An 18,530-nucleotide genomic window follows, 5' to 3' on the forward strand; every position below is an offset into this window, starting at 1 on the left:
GTTAAAAGTTAATATTTAAACCTAAACCAAACTCTCTTATTTTAGGATATTTTCCTGTATCATTTCCTGGCTGTAACTGATTATTAGTACTAAACTCAGGATCAAACCAAGAATAATTTGTCCAGGTCAATAGATTTTGTCCAAAAATATAAACAGTAGCGCCTTTCGCTGCTATTTTTTGAGCCAACTTTTTATCTAAAGTATAAGCAAATCTAGCACTTGACAATCTGATGAATGAGCCATCTTCAAGATATAAACTGTTATACCCATCGCGCATACTACCTCTCTCATCTTTTCTTGATGTCATAGGATATTTAGTTATGTCTCCTTGTTTTGCCCAAGAGGTTAATGCCATATCCCAAACTGGGGGTGTATAAGTAGAAGAATTTTTATTCTGACTATTTGCTACAGCATTATATACTTTATTTCCAAACTGACCATTCAATAAGAAACTTAAAGAAAACTGCTTATATTTAAAGGTATTATTTAAACCAAAATAGAAAGTTGGCAATCCGTTTCCTGCAATAACTTTATCATCATCATCAATCGAACCGCTATTATCTGTATCCTGCCAAATAGTATCTCCTCCTTGTAGTTTAATTCCGTTATAGTACTTACTTGTTACTAGCCCCGTATAAGGCTGTCCATTTAAAGTATAACCACCAAAGCTTTCTACCGTTTTACCATCCGCACTTACTACAACGTCATAAGGTATTAATCTCTGATTATCTGGTGTATACGCATTAGATACATCATACTGGTAAACCCCCTCGTTAATAAACAAATAAAAATCACCGATTTTTCCGCCTTCTTGTACCAACCATCTGTTTCCGGTGATAAACGATGTACCATTAGCCAACTCTACAATCTTAGAATTTGGTAATGTTATATTCGCATTCACATTCCAAACAAAATCTTTTTTTGCTATAGGGGTACCTAATATTGTAAACTCTGCTCCTTTATTTCTGATACTACCTATATTCTGAACAACCTGGTATTTTCCTGATTCTTTTCCTAGCTCTGTCGTATACAATAAATCTTTAGTGGTTTTATTATAATATTCAGCAGTGAATGTCACTCTTCCTTTTAAGAAGGATAAATCAAGTCCATAATTTGCAGACGTAGTGGTTTCCCATTGTATAGCACTATTTCCTAAGGTACGATCTGCTGAAGCTCCAAGCTGTCCGTTATAATAATACTCTCCGAATTGAACAGTTGTATAAGACATATAATCTCCGATAGCATCATTTCCTGCAGATCCTACACTAAATCTTAATTTACCGTCATCTATAATCCCTTTACTCCATTCCATAAACTTCTCAGATGTAAACCTCCACGCTGCTCCTGTGGATAAAAAATCCCCCCATTTACTATTAGGCCCAAACCTGGAAGACCCATCCCTTCTGTATGTTCCCTGCAACATATATTTCCCCCGGTAATTATAGTTAGCTCTTGCCAAAATCGATGCGTTTGAATTAGCAGTTGCAAAAGTTGCTGTTTGAGCTGGATTAACATCTATAGCACCAACATTAGAAGTGAATATATCTTCATTTAACAAATTGGTAATTCTAATCTTGTAGTTATCCACCCTCCTTCTGTCAGCAGTAAAACCTACTACTGCAGAAAAGTTATGAACTTTGTTGAATACTTTCTCATAATTAAATAAGGACTGAGATTCCCAATATACTTTTCTTTGAGTAGATCCAAATCCTACAGATACATTATCTGTAGTTATTCTTGCCGGAACTACTTCTCTATTATTATTATTATCTAGGTTTGCAGTAAACATTGTTGAAAAACTTAAACCATCAATAATTTTATATCTTAATTGAGTATTATACTGTGCGACATAATTATTATCAAGGTTTTTATCCAACAAAGCATAAGCTACCGGATTACGTTTTGACTCTATTACTCCTGCCAATTCTCCATCTGGTCTATATATACTGGTCCATGGGTTCCTTTCAAAAATCTGTTTCGCTGTATTTCCTAGATTAATAATATTACCTGTTTGGTATGCAAAAGCGAGATTGTTAGATATTGATAGTTTTGGGCTAAGTTGATAAGAAATATTCACTTTTGATTGTACTCTTTTCATCCAGCTGTTTAATACCAAAGCTTGGTTATCGGTATAATTTATCCCAGCGTAGTAAGTCATCCCTTTTTGTCCTCCACTTAAACTCAAATTAGCTACATGTTTTTGAGAAGTTCTAAATAACAAATCCTGATAATCGTTATCTGCATTCAAATAAGGGTTTACAGAATCCACGTTTCCTGCATAATTAATCCCTCCACCTCTAATCATACGATAATATCTCAATTCATCCGCTGATGTTGTTCTTATTTTATGAGCCAGTTCACCTAGTGTAAAAGTATATTGTCCCATCACCAGTGGCTTACCTTCCTTACCTTTTTTTGTGGTAATTAAAATAACTCCATTAGCTCCTCTAGCTCCATAAATAGACGCACTTGCAATATCTTTTAATATCTCCATCGATTCTATATCCTGAGGATTTACAAAATTCCCATTTTCACTGATAACCCCATCAATCACATAAAGAGGTCCCACTCCACTAGCATTAATCGAAGATGCTCCCCTAATTTGAATAGAACCTTGCCCCATGGGGTCTCCATTGTCATTCACAACCTGAACTCCAGAAGCCTGTCCTTGTAATGCATCAAACAAAGTAACCGGTTGTCTTTCTTCAATATCTTTACTGGTTACAGATGATTGAGATCCTATCAAGTCTCTTTTTGCGCTTGTTTGTCCATAACCCGTTACAACTACTTCATCCAGATCATTTGCATTTTCGACTAAGTTTATCTGGAGGTTTGTTTGTGTACCTACTTTAACCTCTTTGGCAACGAAACCAACGTAACTAAATACTAAAACAGCATCAGTACCGGGTACCGTTATATTAAACTGACCATTAACATTAGTTTGAGTAGCTAATTGTCCTCCCTTTAGTTTCACAGATACACCCGGCAAAGGTTCTCCATTACTTTCCTTTACCACTCCTGAAACTTTCACTTGAGCAAATGACTGTAAAACACCCAGTGTGGACAGAAAAAACATGATCAGCACTCCTCTTTTAAACTTCGTGAAGTCGCCCTTTTGAGTGAGCCATTTCTGTTTCGTAATTAGTTTATTCATTTTATATTTATTAGGTTCTTTTTTGGCCTTACAAACAATCAAAACATCCATAGCAAAATTTCATTTTATAACGGACGTATTATACAGTATCTGCATTGATTAATTGGTAAGTTAAAATTAGGGAATAGCTCCGGCCAAAAACATCAAGATATTGGCGTTTTATTAAGCTATTTTAGCAAAGCATAAATTTTATACTTATTTACTGATTATTCTGTATCTATTTAAGGCTTCGAGATAATAATAATCTGCATAACTTAACGGAACATTTACTTCCAGATTAGAAGGTTTGGAACCTGTACTATAAGATAAAATAAAACCCCGATTCCCCCCCGGTTTCGAAGTATAATGTTTGCTTATATTAGATAAAATAACATTTGCTTTTTTGATATACTCCTTTTGCTGTACACTATAACCAGACAATTCCAACAGGGCTGAAGCAATAACAGTTGCTGCTGAAACATCCCTTGGCTCGTTTGGAATATCCGGTGCATCAAAATCCCAAAATGGAATAAGATCTTCGGGCATATTTTTGTGTGTAAAAACATAATTAACTACATTTTCTGCCTGTTGTAAATATTTTTTATCACTGGTATATCTGTAACACATAGTATAACCATAAATTGCCCACGCTTGTCCTCTGGCCCAGGCAGATTCATCACTATATCCCTGATGTGTATTTCTTTGGAGTACTTTACCTGTTTCCGGGTCATAGCCTATCACATGATAACTGCTATAGTCTTTTCTGAAGTGATTTTCAAGAGTTGTATTTGCATGATCTACCGCTATTTTATGATAAATTGAATCTCCTGTAAGTTTAGTTGCTTCAAACAAGAGTTCTAAATTCATCATATTGTCTATGATTACCGGAAAAGCCCACTTTTGACTATTATGGTCCCAGGATCTTATAGCCTTTACTTTGGGACTATATCTTGTGGCTAACGTTTTTGCCGAGTGAACAATCACATTTTTATAATATTCGTCTCCTGTTAACCGATAAGCATTTCCATAGCTACAATATATCTTAAACCCCATATCGTGGGTTTTATTATTATCTTTTTCTTTTTCAAGCAAACGGGTATATTGGTCGGCCACTATTTTCCAGTTTGCTTTTTTAGTCAGATCGTAAAGATACCAGAGTTCTCCCGCAAAAAATCCACTAGTCCAATCCCGTGATGGAACCAGTTTAAGCACTCCATTTTCTAACGTTCTGGGGGCTACCCAGCCTTTACTTTCATTGGTTTTCTTAATTTCATCAATATCTTTAAGCATAAAAACAGTTTGTTCTTCTGCCTGCTTCACTTCTTTTTTTAAGTTTACCTGAGCCTTTCCTTCCGATTTCCCAACCAACATAAACAATAAGAAAACCCAACCAAAACTAATCTTTAGTCTTTTTAGCATCATCAATGTAATTTTTAAGTTTAATATGGCGTTAATGTACCTTGCTTTTACGTAAGCTAGTTTGTTTTTGTTGGTTTTAAATCAACTTCTAAAATCCGAATTAATTCGGTTCCTTTAATCTCTACAGGATTAATAACCAGAGTATGGGTTCCTTGGGTTAACAAAACTTCTCCTACATCTAGGCTAACAGGTTTACCCAAGTTTTTTGCTGAATCTATTTTTTTATTGATATTCAGATTACCTAGCTTAATATTAATCTCACCTCCTTCATCCTTATCTGCTATATATGTTAAGGTCATTTTATATTTGGTTGTACTTACATTATTAAATGTCCATGATAGGTTTTGATCCATTCTTTTCCAACCATGTACATAAAAACGATTTGTTTTTCCATCTCCAAAACCGAATCCTTTCCCGTGCTGCTTCGCATCAAAAGCCAATAACCTATTTTCCATATTTTGATCTATATACCTGATTCCCTCAGATTTTATAGGTTCTGTAAATTCGGCCACCAGAACGGCATCTACACGGTCAAATGATTGGTCAGGTAATAAAATATATGTTAGATCTTTCTCTGTGGTGATTTTCAAAGCTTTCTTATGAACATCTGCCATGTTGTAAACTTTCTTTAAGCTGCTTTGTAAACCTCCTATTAGTAGCTTATTATTTTTAGGCCAATTGAAAATATGTAGGTATAATGATTGATCTTTTTGTGTTATTGCTCCCCAACTTTGCAGTGGAAGAGGCGATGCTGTAGTTTTATAGATAGAGCTTTCATATTTCTTCATCCATATCCCTATACTATCTAAAATTTTCTGGTCTTTAGGATCAAAAGTCCCATCTCCTTTTGGACCAATATTCATTAAGATATTTCCTCCTCTTGATACTCCATTTGCCAGCAATTGAATAAAATGACTGGCTGATTTATGGCTATTATCAAACTTACTATAACCATAAGATTCATTGGTAGTGGGAATAGCTTCCCAGTCTCCAATTACTGGAAAAAACTCTGCAGGTCTATCTGCTGTATTTGCATAATCTCCAAAATTTCCGTTTGAGTTTCTTGCTAACCTTCCATTAACCACAATATTAGGATCTGTTTCTCTGATTGCTTTTAGTATTCTTAGATTTTCAGAAAATGGAAGTTTATGAGGTGTATCAAACCATAATATATCCGGATGGTATTTTTTTATCAGTTCTTTAATCTGTGGAATTGATTTATCGTTTACATATTTTTGCACTTTGGGTATGAGTTCCGGATGGGCATCAAACCAGTTTCTACCACCAAACAGATTCTTGTCTCCCCCAGGATTATTATACTCCCAATCATTTCCCGGGGCATCGGGATGCTCCCAATCAAAAGCATGTGAATAATAAAAGCCAAATTTTAAACCGTACTTTTTGCATGCAGCAGCTAATTCTGCCATGGGATCTCTTTTAAACGGGGTCTGATGCGCTATATCGAAATCAGAAACGGATGAAGGATACATAGCAAAACCATCATGGTGCTTTGCAGTAACTATCATATAATGCATTCCTGCTGCTTTAGCTGATTTCACCCATTCATCTGCATTAAACTTTGTGGGATTAAATTTAGATGCTAGTTCCAAATAATCTTTACGACTGATTTTTTCTTTACGCATCAGATGTTCTGCATAGCCTCCTACTTCTTTACCTTTCCATTCTCCGCCAGCTTCTGAATAAACTCCCCAGTGAATAAACATACCAAATCTAGCTTCTCGCCACCATTTAATACGCTCTTCTTTACCTATCATAGATGTTTTCCACCATCCATTTTGCGCTTCTTCTATGGCTTTTTTATCCATAGTTGCTGAAGTCAGATTACTCATAAAACGATCTTCATCTCCAGCATCTTGTGCAGAAACTGACAGAGATATAGCTGCAAGTGCTATTGAAGACAAAAACATTCTTATCTGCATATATTCTAAAAATTAATTCGCTTGTAATTTTCCATTACCTGCCCAGGCTTTTAATAATTGATCTATATTCCCCGTTCTTTGAGCCGGAATAGTTGTATTTTCAACTGCTGCGCCCCCTAGCCTATCTTTCAACTGGGCTAAATAGATACTTCTTGGTTGCACAGGCACTCCCCAACTTTCCCAAAAACCGGTCCCATTTTTTGTCAGCCCTATGCAGCCAATTCCCCAATTCATGGCTCCTTTTGGACTTTCTACTTTAATGTTAGACTTGGTAGAACGGCAATTATAGAATAATGTTTGTGCACCAGCCCAACCATGCCCTGATCCCATGGCTTTTCTATTTTGTACCTGTAATTGTCCGCAGGAAATATTATCTAACAGAAGTCCTGTTGCCCATCTATGATGAGGCCCAGCATCTGCGTTGGTTTCAATAGCAACACAATCTAAAAACACATTGGGTCCTGGAACTCTTGAACCTGTCACAAAATCATGCCTACCTCCTTTAGCAAAGCATCGTTGAAACAGATTAAAGCTGGCTCCGGCCTCTAAATTGAAAGAATATTTTCTACTACCTGTTGTCACTGATTTTGGATCCAGCATAGCACAGTCTTCTACAGTATTGTAGTGAGAATTGGAACTGATACTTACTGCTGAATACCCAAAATACAAAGCTGTCACTCCTTTTACCCAACAGTTTTCTGCATTATTTAATTCTACAGCTATCCACCCATGTTCTTCATCTTCTTCAGAAACGTATACAGACGAGAGTCTGATGTCCTCTATCCCCACCTGAGTAATACGTTGATGAGGGTTCAATTTATAAATAGATCCTCCACCATACTTAGTTTGCATTGGATCTACAATGGGTGCATTTAAAATCAGACTATCTCCTACTATTCCTGTCACTTTTCTTTCAAAATCTATATTATAGCTATTTGCCGTCCAACCATACTGTGCCATATCCAAATCTGTTATCCACTGTTCGTTAGGTGTTCTGTAAATAGCTATGCGATCTCCTACTGCTATTCCTGAACTGGAAGCAACTTTAAACCCTTTCTTTCCTGTTGCAACATAAGGTGTCGTAATTTTATTTAATACTCTGGAAGTTGTTACAGCTACTCCAGATATATCTATTAGTGTATGCTGAGACTTTTTAGTGGCTTTTAAAATAGTTCCATTATTCCCCTGTCCTTCTCCTCTGAGTATTACACCACTTTTTGTGATATTAATAGTATTACTAACTTCATATACGCCTGCCTTTAACAATATAACCCCTCTTATTCCTTCGCTGTTTGCCGACATAGCCTGAACCTGTGTAATAGCATTCTGAATCTGGTTTAAATTATCTCCGACAACTGGTGTTAAGGTAATTTTCACCTCTGTAGCATTAGGAAGCTTAACACCCCCTCCTTTATACCCGGCCATTGAAAAATCAGGAATCTGATTTATTTTACTGCTTTCCCCTTCATTCGCAAAAAAGTTGTATCCTAATTTCCCATCATTTTTCACATATACCAAAGCCGTAGAAATTGGCTCCTCTGCCCCTGAATCTTCTTTAGGTGGAATAACAACTACCTCTTCCTCCTTATTTTTATCTTTTTTACATGCTTGTAAAAAACATATAAAAAAAATAAATGTCAAAATATTGAATACGTTTTTCATACAAAAAAGCATTAATTGGTTAGACTTTATTTTTTTGCAATTAAACGTTTTTAAATAAAAATATATTAAACTTTATTGGCTTTTGATTATCACATTTTTGGCTTTTATAGCGTAAATCTTTCTTTTAATCTGATATCTTCGGAAGAACTTCCTATCAAAACTTCAAAATCTCCCGGTTCCACTGTCCAATTCATATCTTTATCCAAAATCGCCAAATCTTTTCTGGCAAATTTTAAGGTAACACTTTTAGTTTCTCCGGCCTTTAAATGAATACGTTCAAATGCTCTTAACTGTGTATCGTAAGTTATAATACTACTTATCATATCTTTAAAATACAATTGTACTACCTCATCGCCGTCTTTTTTTCCGGTATTTGTTAGGACAAAACTTGCTGAGATACTATCTGCATTAGAAAAGTTAAGCTTTAAATCGGCATACGAAAAAGTAGTATAACTTAGTCCATAACCAAAGGGATATAAAGCACCGTTAACTCTGGATTTTCCATAACCGTTATCTCCGGAAGAAGGTTGATTAGCATGAGAACCTGGCTTAAATGGAAAATTAAGCTCTATCTGACCAATTGATTTTGGAAATGTAACCGGTAATTTTCCTCCGGGGTTGTAATCTCCAAAAACAGTCTCAGCTACAACTTTTCCTGCAGAAGGTCCCAAAAACCACGTTTCAAGAATAGAATTCAGGTAATGATTTTCCCAATTTATGGTAAGCGGTCTGCCATTTACCAATATCATAACAACCGGTTTACCGGTGCCATGCAAAGCTTTCAGCAAATTTAACTGCCTGCCAGGAATATTCAAACTTGTCCGGGAAAGACTCTCGCCCACTATTTTTTCATTTTCGCCTACTACCGCAATAATCACATCTGCATTTTTAGCTTTTGAAACTGCCTCGTCTATAGCTGCTTGTTCTTTGTCCGTAATATCTGCATCTATAATTTCTGACCCCGGCCATCCTTCATTAACAATTTCGCATCCCTTGGCATAGTCCACTATAGCATTTGACTTAAATTGTTTAATTCCATCTAAAATCGAAATAGTAGGATTATTGGATGGCCCGTATCTACTAATCATATAACCAGTCTCGGTTGCCAATGGACCGGTTACCAAAATAGTTTGTTTTTTACTTCTGTCTAAGGGTAAAAAGTTATTTGTATTTTTCAACAATACGATAGACTCTTTATTCATCTGATCTGCAAATTGCTTATCACTTGGAGTTTGCACTTGTTTATCGGATACAGAAGGGTTCTCTATATAGGGTTTATCAAAAAGCCCTAACCTAAACTTTACTGTTAGCACTTCTCTTACCCGCTGGTCTAACGTTTCCATATCTAAAGAACCATCCCCTACCGATGCCCTTAGATTGTTTATATAATTATCTGGCTGCCTGAAATTTGTCCATACATTTAAACCGGCTTTTAAAGCTATAACAGACGCTTCTTTAAAATCTTTAGCAACTCTGTGTTTCGAAGCGATGAATTCTACAGCTTCGCTATCTGAAACTACATACCCGTTAAACCCGTATTTTTTTCTTAATAGCTCTGTCAGAAAATAGTAGCTGCCGCTTACAGGTACCCCATCCCAATCGTTATAGCTACTCATGATACCCATAGGATGGGCCTCTTCTATCACCTTTTTAAACGGATAAAGATATAGTTGATGTAATTCTCTTGGGGCCACATGTGGATCTGTTCTGGCATTCCCATCTCTTCCTCCTTTGGGCACACTATATACTGCATAATGCTTTAATGTAGAAGCTATCCCTTTACTTTGCATACCTAACACCATGTTTTTTCCTAACTCGCCAACAAGAAAAGGATCTTCTCCATAACATTCCACTACTCTACCCCACCTGGGATCTCTGGCTAAATCCAAAATAGGCGTATATACATTGGTGTAACCTAATGCTTTAGCTTCTCTTCCTACTATTTCACCAGCTTGTCTTACCAAATCTTTGTTCCACGTACTACCAATACCTATGGGTGCACAAAAAGGTGTTGCCCTATCGTGACAAAGCCCATGTATTCCTTCATTCGTAAAATCAACAGGTATTCCTAATCTCGTTTCTTCTATAAACCATTTTTGCAGGGTATTAATTGCAGAAGCATGCTTACTATACGGATATGAATATTGTGTCTGGGCTTTTTTATTATTTGGTAAGCTATTTAATGCTTCATCTATATTGGCAATCCCATCTTTCCAAATTGCATTTTTCCACTCACTAGTGGGCATTTCATCTTTCAAAACCCTTCCATAACCATACAATGTTGCTGTCTGGTTTGTTTTTTCTTCAACAGTCATTTTAGACAACAAATCCTCCACTCGCTTTTCGACAGGCTGTTTCTGATCCTCATATATATCTTTAACTCCATTTTTATTAAAATCTATCCAGTCTTTTTTATAGATTCCCTGTTTTTGAGCAGAGGTTTTTCCGGCTATAAATAATAAAAAGGTTAATATTGATAATTTTAAAGGATTTGTTATTACATTCATCTTTTTCCTGTTTTTTCTTAAACGGTAGCGTATTCCCGTTGATAGTTTAATGGACTCTTCCCAGTTATACTTTTGAAACATTTATGGAAACTGGCAAAATTATTAAACCCACTTTCATAACAAACTTGTTTTATGTTCATTTTATTATCTATAAGCAACCTACAAGCCTGACCTACTTTAATTTCCATTAAAAACTGAGAGTATGTTTTTTGTGTCCGTGATTTAAAATACCTGCAAAAAGAGTTCGGACTTATTCTGGCTATATCCGAAATTTCTTCCAGGTTTATCTTATTCCTGAAGTTTGCATAAGTATATTCATAAATATCGTTTATCCTATCCCTTTCTACCTCTTCTTTATTATAAGCGAAACCTAATGATGACAAAACATCTATATGGCTGCAACGAGCAATCTCCAACAAAGTTTGTATAAGGTAAATAATACGTTCTGTTCCCGATGAGCCTAGCATAAGCCCCATTAATTCTGATATTTTTTTTCTATCCCCGTTAATCACCCTAATTCCTCTTTTTGATTTTTCGAGGATATCTTTAATGGCTTTATTTTCTGGTAAGTTCAAAAATAAGTTTCCAAGGAAGTTTTCTGAAAAATGTGCTACTCTAATATCTGCTTCTTCCGGAACATCCTCAAGAATTGTCTCTTCAAACTTCCAATAATGAGGTAAATTAGGGCCTATTAAAAGAATATCTCCTGGCTCAAAACAGGTAATGCTATCACCTATAAATTGAGTACCAAAACCCTTGTTAAAATGTATAAGTTCAACTTCCGGGTGGTAATGCCATTTATTATTCATTACTGGCTGAAAATCCTGACGTACACTAAATGATTGAGCAGGACCCATAGATACTTTAAGCAATTGCGGTTTCATTTCAATTCATTTTAAAGGTTAAACAATATCCAATCAACTAAAAACTAGGCAAATAAATACAAACCCCAATTTTAATTAGGTTCTTTAAAATTTTCGCTATAATTTTAAGCTATAGATTTATTGTTCTTTATTGCCTATAATTGATTAATGTAAAGTACACAATCTTATTTCATTTTTGGTATATACATATCATCCAATTATATGTACAAAACAAACATATCATGAAAGAAAAAGTAACCGAAAAAACCAAAAGAGACCCTTCAGAGATCATCCAGGTATTTAATGATGTAAATATTAAACTTTTATGTTGCCGGTACTGGGTATTGGATGAATGGGAATGTAATGATCTATCTGTACCTTTCTGGAGAATATATCACAACAATATAGAAGGTGCAAAAATTATTTACGAGAATCACATTATTGACATGAAAAAAGGTTCCATTGTAATAATACCTCCAAACACGTCTTTTGCCACACAATTAAAAGAAAACCGAAACCACACTGAGGAAAGTATATCTGGCAGAAAATTCCGAAACAATGAAAGTATTGAAAGTATTACCAGAGATCATAAAGTAGACCATTTATTTATTCATTTTTCTTTAGGTTTCCCTCTCGATTTTGCAAAGAAAGGTGTTAACCTGATTCCTTGTTCCGAGTATACTTACAATATGATATCCAACATTCAAAAATCCTGTAAAGACGATACTGTTTTTAATTTTAACGAATGTCTTCAGATCAAACAATTAATTACGTCATCCTTACTACACCTTAAAAACGATACCTGGAAATATGAAACTATTGACCATAGGGTATTTTCCGCAATGCGCACTATTGAAAAAAATTTCAAATTAAAAATCACGAATGAAGAGCTTGCTGAAAAGGCCAGTATGGCTGTTAACTCATTTTCCAGATTATTTAAAATAAGTACGGGGATATCTGTTCAGCAATATGTTATTAAGGTTAAAATTGAAAATGCCTGTAGCATTATGCACCATACCGACAAAACCATTGACGAAATAGCTTTTGAATGTGGTTTTTTTGACCGGCATCATTTTTCCAAAACTTTCAAGAAAATAATGAATATAACACCGGTTTATTACAAAAAACGTCTGACTATGAATTAATGTTCTTCCTCTATCTCTGTCAGGGAAAATATTTTCTCCATTAACACCCACTTTTCCCCCTGTTTTGCTCCAGGCATTTCTTTTTGGTATTTCCACATAATTCTTTCCCACTCCTGTACCCTAGAGCTGCTCATGTCTAAAATTTCTTTTCTTTCGAAAGAGAACAAATCTTCGGTTTCCATAATCATAAACAAACGTGTTTTATAACGGTATATTTCCATGTTTAAAACACCTGATAAACGAATATTATCTAAAACCTCCGGCCATACCCTTTCATGCCATGCTGTATATTCTTTAATTAAATCCGGATCATCTACTAAATCGAGAGCCAAACAGTATTTTTTCATCGTCTATGCTTAGAAAGTTCTTTTTTTACTTTAAGCAAGTAACACATTTAGACGAATAAAAAATTTTGCCAAATCATCCAATTATTAAGCATAATTGGCAATTTTCATAAGCTGTCTTCTAAAGATATTATAGGATGTTAACTCTTATAAATCTCTTTCACCTTAGTTACAACATAATCAATCTCTTCTTTAGTATTGTTTTTGGAAAAAGAAAAACGTACTGAAGGCTTATCAGGACTAGATCCTATAGCTGTAAGCACATGCGACCCTATATTAGTTCCTGATGAGCAGGCACTTCCTCCAGATGCGGAAACCCCACTGATATCTAAGTTAAATAAAAGCATATCTGCCATATCCATTTCGGGGAAGCACACATTTAACACAGTGTACAAGCTTTTATCTGCTGCTGTTTCGCCATTAAAAGTTACACCTTCAATCTCCTCCATCAACCGTTTTTTCATATAATCTTTTAAAGTTTGAATATGTTGATGATGTTCATCCATATTTTCATAGGCAATACTTAATGCTTTCGCCAGTCCGGCAATCCCGTAAATATTTTCCGTTCCACCACGCATATTTCTTTCCTGCGCACCACCATAGATCATTGGATTTATCTTTACTTTTGGATTTACATAAATAAAACCCGAACCTTTGGGTCCATGGATTTTATGTGCAGAACAAGCAATAAAGTGAACTTTTAACTTACTTAAATCGTGTTTATAATGTCCTATGGTTTGCACTGTATCGCAATGGAAAATAGCTTCATATTGCTCACATAACTCGCCTACTCTTTCAATATCTGTTAATGTACCAATCTCGTTGTTGGCATGCATTAAAGAAACTAAAGTATTAGAATTAGCAGCTAACAATTCCTCTAAATGGTTATAATCTATATTTCCCTTTGCGTCTATATTTACGTGGCTTATTTTTATATCGTGGTATTTCCCCAACATTTCCGCAGTGTGTAATACTGCATGATGCTCCAAAGGAGAAGTAATAATATGTTTTATTCCCAAATCCTGAACAGATCTTCTAATAGCTGTATTATCCGCTTCGGTACCTCCCGAAGTAAAAAATATATTTGCGGGAGCTGTATTTAATAAATTCGCAATACTTTTTCTTGCCCGCTCTACAATAGTCCTTACTTCTCTGCCATGCGCATGTATAGAGGAGGGATTTCCAAAATTGTTTTCCATAACATCGAGCATAGTTTTCATTACCTCTTTATCTAACGGTGTAGTTGCTGCATTGTCTAAATATACTCTTGTCATAAAATCAATTTTTAAAATTTTGTCACAAAATTACATATTTAATGTATTTGCATTTCTGAAAAGTATTAAATGCAATGTAAAATTCCTAAATAACTATATTTGCACTTTACATTTTAATTTTTGATATGTCTAAAGAGTGGTTCCAAAGTTGGTTTAATTCGCCATATTATCATATACTTTATAAACAAAGAGACAAAGAAGAGGCTGAACTATTTATAGATAATCTTTGCGCATCGTTAAAACCCTCTACTGATGCTAAAATGCTGGACATTGCTTGTGGTAAAGGACGTCATTCCATTTATCTTAACAAGAAAGGGTTTGACGTAACCGGAATAGACTTATCTTTCAATAGCATTAAATATGCTAAACAATTTGAGAACGAGAAATTACATTTCTTTGTTCACGATATGCGAAAACTACTTTTCATCAATTATTTTGACTTCGCACTTAATCTTTTTACCAGTTTTGGGTACTTTAATACCGAAAAAGAGCATATCAGTGCGCTTTCTGCTTTTGCTAAATCTTTAAAAAAAGACGGAAAACTGGTATTGGATTATATGAACAGTCAGAAAATAATCAACAACCTGGTTGAAAGAGAAGTAAAACATGTTGATGGTATAGACTTTCATATTACCAGAAGTGTAATCAATGGAAAAATAGTTAAAACTATAGACTTTGAAGCCGAAAACAACTCGTTTGCTTTTAAAGAGGAAGTCAGAGATTTTAAATTAGAGGATTTCAAAAAACTTTTTGCCCAATCAGGACTTGAGATTGACCTGATTTTCGGAGATTACCATCTTAACGATTTTGATGTCAACAAATCTGACCGGCTTATTTTTGTATGTAAGAAAATATGATAGACCAAATTATCCACTTTGATCAGGAAATCTTTTTCTTTGTCAATAAAAGTTTAGCAAACGGATTTTTTGATTGGCTGATGCCAATTCTTAGAAACAAATATGTATGGATTCCTTTATATATATTTATTATTGCTTTTTGTACCTGGAAATACCGGATTAAAGGATTATATATTATTCTTTTTTTAAGCGCATGTGTAGGTTTTGCTGACTTTACCAGTGCCAAAGTATTAAAACCAACGTTCGATCGTTTAAGACCCTGCAACGACGAATGGGTAAAACCCCAGATGATAGCCAGAGTAACTTGTGGATCTGGAAAAAGTTTTCCATCAACCCATGCTACAGATCATTTTGCTATAGCTGTATTTTTGATTGGTATTTTCTATAGAAGATGGAAACCTATTATGACCATAGGTATAATTTGGGCTGCATCCATATCTTTTGCTCAGGTATATGTTGGTGTACACTATCCCATAGATATAACAGTTGGTGCTTTATACGGATCATTAATAGGATATATTTTTGCCAGATTGTTTATGAAATATATTGGATTTCAGGAACAAAAATCTAATCTAAATTAAGGAACATAAAACTTATGAATTACCTATTCGTTTTTATACTCACTGCAGGTGCTTTATTGGGTGGATTATCTGTCTTTTTTATAAAGAAAGACAATCCCCAAAGATTAAAACTTATACTTTCTTTCAGTGGTGCTTACCTTTTTGGCATTACAGTATTACACTTACTACCGGATGTTTACGAATCTCACAACCATTATGTAGGCTTGTTTATTTTAGTCGGATTTATTCTTCAAATCTTACTGGAACAATTCTCGCAAGGTATTGAACATGGTCACATTCATACCCATAATCATGGTGCTGCTTTTCCTTGGGGAATTATGATTAGTCTCTGCCTTCATGCTTTTTTAGAAGGAATGCCGCTGACATCCAGAGAGCAGAACCATTTGGTTTTTGGAATTGCCATACACCATATTCCCGCAGCATTTGCATTGGGAAGCGTATTATTAAGCAATCATGTCAGCAAACCTAAAACTTTAGCTTTATTGATATTATTTGCATTGATGGCCCCAATGGGATACGCTTTTAGTTTTATTCTAAAAAGCGGAAGTGTAATAGACACTACTTATTACCAATACATTATGGGAATTGTAATTGGTATTTTTCTACACATCTCTACAACAATTTTATTTGAAGCCAGCGTTGACCATAAGTTTTCTATTAAAAAAACTTTTGCGGTTATTGCCGGTACTTTAATTGCTTTACTGGGATTTTTCTTACATCAGCACTAACTTTATCTGCAAAAAAAACTGATTAGCAAATAACTTTTGATTATATCATTGGCACCTTAATCTTTTAAAAATTATTAAGGTGCCAATCATCAACCTCTCATTTTATCTAAAAGATCACTTAATTGTGCTGCCTCTTTTTCTGTTAGATTCTGACTTAATGTAGCTTGGATAGATTCATCCAACTTAATTTGCAAAAGCAAATCCAGTCCTTGTTGGCTAATGGTAATATCTACGGCTCTTCTATCTGCTTCACATACTTTACGATTCACTAAACCTTTAGCAACTAAACGGTCTACTATTCTGGAAGCATCAGACATTTTATCCAACATTCTTTCTTTAATAAGATTTACCGTGGCTGGATGGGGTTGCTGACCTCTTAAAATCCTCAACACATTAAATTGTTGTTGAGTCAGATTGTATTTATCCAATTCATTTTTCAGGTAATTGCTTATCCAACCGTAGGTATAAATTACATTTACAAATGCTTTATTATAACTACTCTCAAACTTTTTCGTCGTTATTTCCTTTTCCAATTCCATCCCTATTTATAATTTATAAAATAACAACTTCCAATTTATTTTTAAAATAAGCTTGAAGCTGTTTGCCATCTCCATGCAAAGTCCATACCTGATTGGGCTGTACTTTATCTACTGTTGTTAATATATCATCCCAATCAACATGATCTGATATATACAAAGATAAGTCATTTCCTCTTTGTAAATCATCCCAACCAGAAGCAAAAACCTTAGCAACTCCCCTTGCTCCTCTGTAACTTCTAAAAGTCATAGGTGGCACTAAATAAACCTGATTGGTGACAGCTTGTTTCAATGACTTTCTATTATATAACTCATATTTCCCCAGATCTCTCCCAAACTGTTTGTACAACTGATGTATGGGATAAATAGAATAATGTACATGTACCGTTTTCTCTGGACAATATTGATTAATTAAAGCGGTTATTCTTTGGGCTTTTCCCAAACCATATACCCCTAATAAAATATTAGAGTCTATAGTATTTAGTTTTTTAATTTCCTCATCTGCGGATGGATGCTTTGTATTAGGGTTTGCAAAGGTACTTTCTGTAATTAATACGTTTGCCTGAGGTACAACCAACTGTTCACAAGTCTCATCCGGCTGTAATTTATAATCTCCTGTATACAGATATTTTATGCCTTCATGTTCTAAAAGTATCATCGCAGAACCTAATATATGTCCTGCAGGATAAAATGTTATCTCTATACCGTTAAGCTCAAATTTCTCAAAAAAACTAACAACATTAAAACTTTGAGCAGACTGCTTTTTATAACGTAATTGCATAACAGACTGCGTAAAGGCCGTACAATACACATTGATATTTCCTGCAACCGCATGATCTGCATGGGCATGAGAAACCACTGCATCTTTTACACCCACCTGCGGATCTATGTAAAACTTACCGTAAGGACAATAAAGCCCTTCTGGTCTCAGTTCCAGAAAATCACTTTTTACCATCTATGCCTTTCAATATATTTTCATGGATATTTAAAACCTGATTGATCAAAAATTCCGTTTCATCGTTTTTGATAATATAATCTGCCAGTTGCTCTTTTTGTTCTTCGGGCATCTGCTTATTTATTCTCGCCAAAACCTCTTCTCTACTAACTCCATCTCTTTTCATTACTCTTGCTATTCTGGTTTCAACAGGTGCCGACACCAATAAATTATAATCGTTTTCAAGATAGGATTTGCTTTCAAATAGCAATGCAGCTTCTTTTAATACATAAAAAGTGTTTTGTCTATTGCTCCATTCAACAAAATCATTAATCACAACAGGATGAACTGTTTCATTCAATTGCCTCAATTTGTCCGGATTATTAAATACAATCTGTGCTATATACTTATTGTTTAGTTTTTGATCTGGTGTATAAGCCTCTTCTCCAAAAGCTGACAATAGCTTTTCTCTAATTTCATTACTGTCATGCATCAAACGTTTAGCTTCAATATCTGCATTATAAACCGGGACACCCAAAAGAGCAAAAATCTTTGACACTGTGGTTTTTCCGGTTCCAATACCTCCTGTTATTCCAACTTTTATCAT

Annotated in this window: 15 protein-coding genes; 4 read left to right on the forward strand and 11 right to left on the reverse strand. The window is 34.8% G+C overall.

Features of this window, described 5'->3' with window-relative positions:
• Window position 1: 1 nt before the first annotated feature.
• The 6 genes from ACFSAH_RS13000 to ACFSAH_RS13025 all read right to left on the reverse strand — a co-directional run bounded on the left by ACFSAH_RS13000 (window position 2) and on the right by ACFSAH_RS13025 (window position 11,545).
• Complete coding sequence (locus tag ACFSAH_RS13000; RefSeq protein ID WP_379663180.1) at window positions 2-3,154, reverse strand: SusC/RagA family TonB-linked outer membrane protein; 3,153 nt, start codon at window positions 3,152-3,154, stop codon at window positions 2-4.
• 195 nt (window positions 3,155-3,349) lie between these two features.
• Window positions 3,350-4,555, reverse strand: a complete 1,206-nt coding sequence (locus tag ACFSAH_RS13005; RefSeq protein WP_379663181.1) for a glycoside hydrolase family 88 protein — start codon at window positions 4,553-4,555, stop codon at window positions 3,350-3,352.
• A gap of 53 nt (window positions 4,556-4,608) precedes the next feature.
• A complete protein-coding gene (locus ACFSAH_RS13010; RefSeq protein WP_379663182.1) occupies window positions 4,609-6,492 on the reverse strand; it encodes an alpha-L-fucosidase in 1,884 nt (627 codons plus the stop codon).
• Window positions 6,493-6,504: 12 nt separating this feature from the next.
• On the reverse strand, window positions 6,505-8,154 hold the full coding sequence (locus ACFSAH_RS13015; RefSeq protein WP_379663183.1) for a hypothetical protein: 1,650 nt from the start codon (window positions 8,152-8,154) through the stop codon (window positions 6,505-6,507).
• Between the two features lie 104 nt (window positions 8,155-8,258).
• On the reverse strand, window positions 8,259-10,661 hold the full coding sequence (locus ACFSAH_RS13020; RefSeq protein ID WP_379663184.1) for a glycoside hydrolase family 3 N-terminal domain-containing protein: 2,403 nt from the start codon (window positions 10,659-10,661) through the stop codon (window positions 8,259-8,261).
• 17 nt (window positions 10,662-10,678) lie between these two features.
• The gene (locus ACFSAH_RS13025) at window positions 10,679-11,545 is read right to left on the reverse strand and encodes an AraC family transcriptional regulator (RefSeq protein ID WP_379663185.1); all 867 of its coding nucleotides are present in this window, start codon (window positions 11,543-11,545) and stop codon (window positions 10,679-10,681) included.
• A 221-nt stretch (window positions 11,546-11,766) separates the two neighbouring features.
• On the opposite strand from ACFSAH_RS13025, the gene ACFSAH_RS13030 reads away from it, so the two are divergent.
• Window positions 11,767-12,669 carry a helix-turn-helix domain-containing protein gene (locus tag ACFSAH_RS13030; RefSeq protein WP_379663186.1) on the forward strand — a complete coding sequence of 301 codons (903 nt, stop codon included), beginning with the start codon at window positions 11,767-11,769 and terminating at the stop codon, window positions 12,667-12,669.
• Here ACFSAH_RS13030 and ACFSAH_RS13035 read toward each other — a convergent pair.
• Window positions 12,666-13,016 carry an L-rhamnose mutarotase gene (locus ACFSAH_RS13035; protein ID WP_379663187.1) on the reverse strand — a complete coding sequence of 117 codons (351 nt, stop codon included), beginning with the start codon at window positions 13,014-13,016 and terminating at the stop codon, window positions 12,666-12,668. The genes ACFSAH_RS13030 and ACFSAH_RS13035 overlap by 4 nt on opposite strands.
• A gap of 137 nt (window positions 13,017-13,153) precedes the next feature.
• Window positions 13,154-14,287, reverse strand: coding sequence for a cysteine desulfurase family protein (locus ACFSAH_RS13040; RefSeq protein ID WP_379663188.1), 1,134 nt, complete (start codon window positions 14,285-14,287; stop codon window positions 13,154-13,156).
• 125 nt (window positions 14,288-14,412) lie between these two features.
• On the opposite strand from ACFSAH_RS13040, the gene ACFSAH_RS13045 reads away from it, so the two are divergent.
• From ACFSAH_RS13045 to ACFSAH_RS13055, 3 genes are read left to right on the forward strand one after another with little or no spacing between them, the layout of a single operon-like run.
• A complete protein-coding gene (locus ACFSAH_RS13045) occupies window positions 14,413-15,144 on the forward strand; it encodes an SAM-dependent methyltransferase (protein ID WP_379663189.1) in 732 nt (243 codons plus the stop codon).
• On the forward strand, window positions 15,141-15,725 hold the full coding sequence (locus ACFSAH_RS13050; protein ID WP_379663190.1) for a phosphatase PAP2 family protein: 585 nt from the start codon (window positions 15,141-15,143) through the stop codon (window positions 15,723-15,725). The genes ACFSAH_RS13045 and ACFSAH_RS13050 overlap by 4 nt, the downstream gene beginning before the upstream one ends.
• 14 nt (window positions 15,726-15,739) lie before the next feature.
• Complete coding sequence (locus tag ACFSAH_RS13055) at window positions 15,740-16,453, forward strand: ZIP family metal transporter (RefSeq protein ID WP_379663191.1); 714 nt, start codon at window positions 15,740-15,742, stop codon at window positions 16,451-16,453.
• A gap of 89 nt (window positions 16,454-16,542) precedes the next feature.
• Here the strand turns inward: ACFSAH_RS13055 and ACFSAH_RS13060 are convergent, their stop codons facing one another.
• The 3 genes from ACFSAH_RS13060 to coaE are packed head-to-tail and all read right to left on the reverse strand — an operon-like array spanning window position 16,543 to window position 18,530.
• Window positions 16,543-16,992 (reverse strand): MarR family winged helix-turn-helix transcriptional regulator, encoded by a 450-nt coding sequence (locus ACFSAH_RS13060; RefSeq protein ID WP_379663192.1) that lies wholly within the window; start codon window positions 16,990-16,992, stop codon window positions 16,543-16,545.
• Window positions 16,993-17,005: 13 nt separating this feature from the next.
• Window positions 17,006-17,944 carry an exonuclease gene (locus ACFSAH_RS13065; protein ID WP_379663193.1) on the reverse strand — a complete coding sequence of 313 codons (939 nt, stop codon included), beginning with the start codon at window positions 17,942-17,944 and terminating at the stop codon, window positions 17,006-17,008.
• Entirely contained in the window at window positions 17,931-18,530 is a 600-nt protein-coding gene (coaE, locus tag ACFSAH_RS13070) for a dephospho-CoA kinase (RefSeq protein ID WP_379663194.1), read from the reverse strand. Before coaE ends, ACFSAH_RS13065 begins: the two co-directional genes overlap by 14 nt.

The sequence above is a fragment of the Pseudopedobacter beijingensis genome (assembly GCF_042678145.1).
GTDB classification, from domain to species: Bacteria; Bacteroidota; Bacteroidia; order Sphingobacteriales; family Sphingobacteriaceae; genus Pseudopedobacter; species Pseudopedobacter beijingensis.

Bases quoted from the DNA above. Each gene is read 5' to 3' on its own strand.
- ACFSAH_RS13020 (WP_379663184.1), bottom strand. From the start codon at position 10,661: ATGAATGTAATAACAAATCCTTTAAAATTATCAATATTAACCTTTTTA.
- ACFSAH_RS13040 (WP_379663188.1), bottom strand. From the start codon at position 14,287: ATGACAAGAGTATATTTAGACAATGCAGCAACTACACCGTTAGATAAA.
- ACFSAH_RS13010 (WP_379663182.1), bottom strand. From the start codon at position 6,492: ATGCAGATAAGAATGTTTTTGTCTTCAATAGCACTTGCAGCTATATCT.
- ACFSAH_RS13035 (WP_379663187.1), bottom strand. From the start codon at position 13,016: ATGAAAAAATACTGTTTGGCTCTCGATTTAGTAGATGATCCGGATTTA.
- ACFSAH_RS13050 (WP_379663190.1), top strand. From the start codon at position 15,141: ATGATAGACCAAATTATCCACTTTGATCAGGAAATCTTTTTCTTTGTC.
- ACFSAH_RS13005 (WP_379663181.1), bottom strand. From the start codon at position 4,555: ATGATGCTAAAAAGACTAAAGATTAGTTTTGGTTGGGTTTTCTTATTG.
- coaE (WP_379663194.1), bottom strand. From the start codon at position 18,530: ATGATAAAAGTTGGAATAACAGGAGGTATTGGAACCGGAAAAACCACA.
- ACFSAH_RS13055 (WP_379663191.1), top strand. From the start codon at position 15,740: ATGAATTACCTATTCGTTTTTATACTCACTGCAGGTGCTTTATTGGGT.
- ACFSAH_RS13015 (WP_379663183.1), bottom strand. From the start codon at position 8,154: ATGAAAAACGTATTCAATATTTTGACATTTATTTTTTTTATATGTTTT.
- ACFSAH_RS13030 (WP_379663186.1), top strand. From the start codon at position 11,767: ATGAAAGAAAAAGTAACCGAAAAAACCAAAAGAGACCCTTCAGAGATC.
- ACFSAH_RS13000 (WP_379663180.1), bottom strand. From the start codon at position 3,154: ATGAATAAACTAATTACGAAACAGAAATGGCTCACTCAAAAGGGCGAC.
- ACFSAH_RS13025 (WP_379663185.1), bottom strand. From the start codon at position 11,545: ATGAAACCGCAATTGCTTAAAGTATCTATGGGTCCTGCTCAATCATTT.
- ACFSAH_RS13045 (WP_379663189.1), top strand. From the start codon at position 14,413: ATGTCTAAAGAGTGGTTCCAAAGTTGGTTTAATTCGCCATATTATCAT.
- ACFSAH_RS13065 (WP_379663193.1), bottom strand. From the start codon at position 17,944: ATGGTAAAAAGTGATTTTCTGGAACTGAGACCAGAAGGGCTTTATTGT.
- ACFSAH_RS13060 (WP_379663192.1), bottom strand. From the start codon at position 16,992: ATGGAATTGGAAAAGGAAATAACGACGAAAAAGTTTGAGAGTAGTTAT.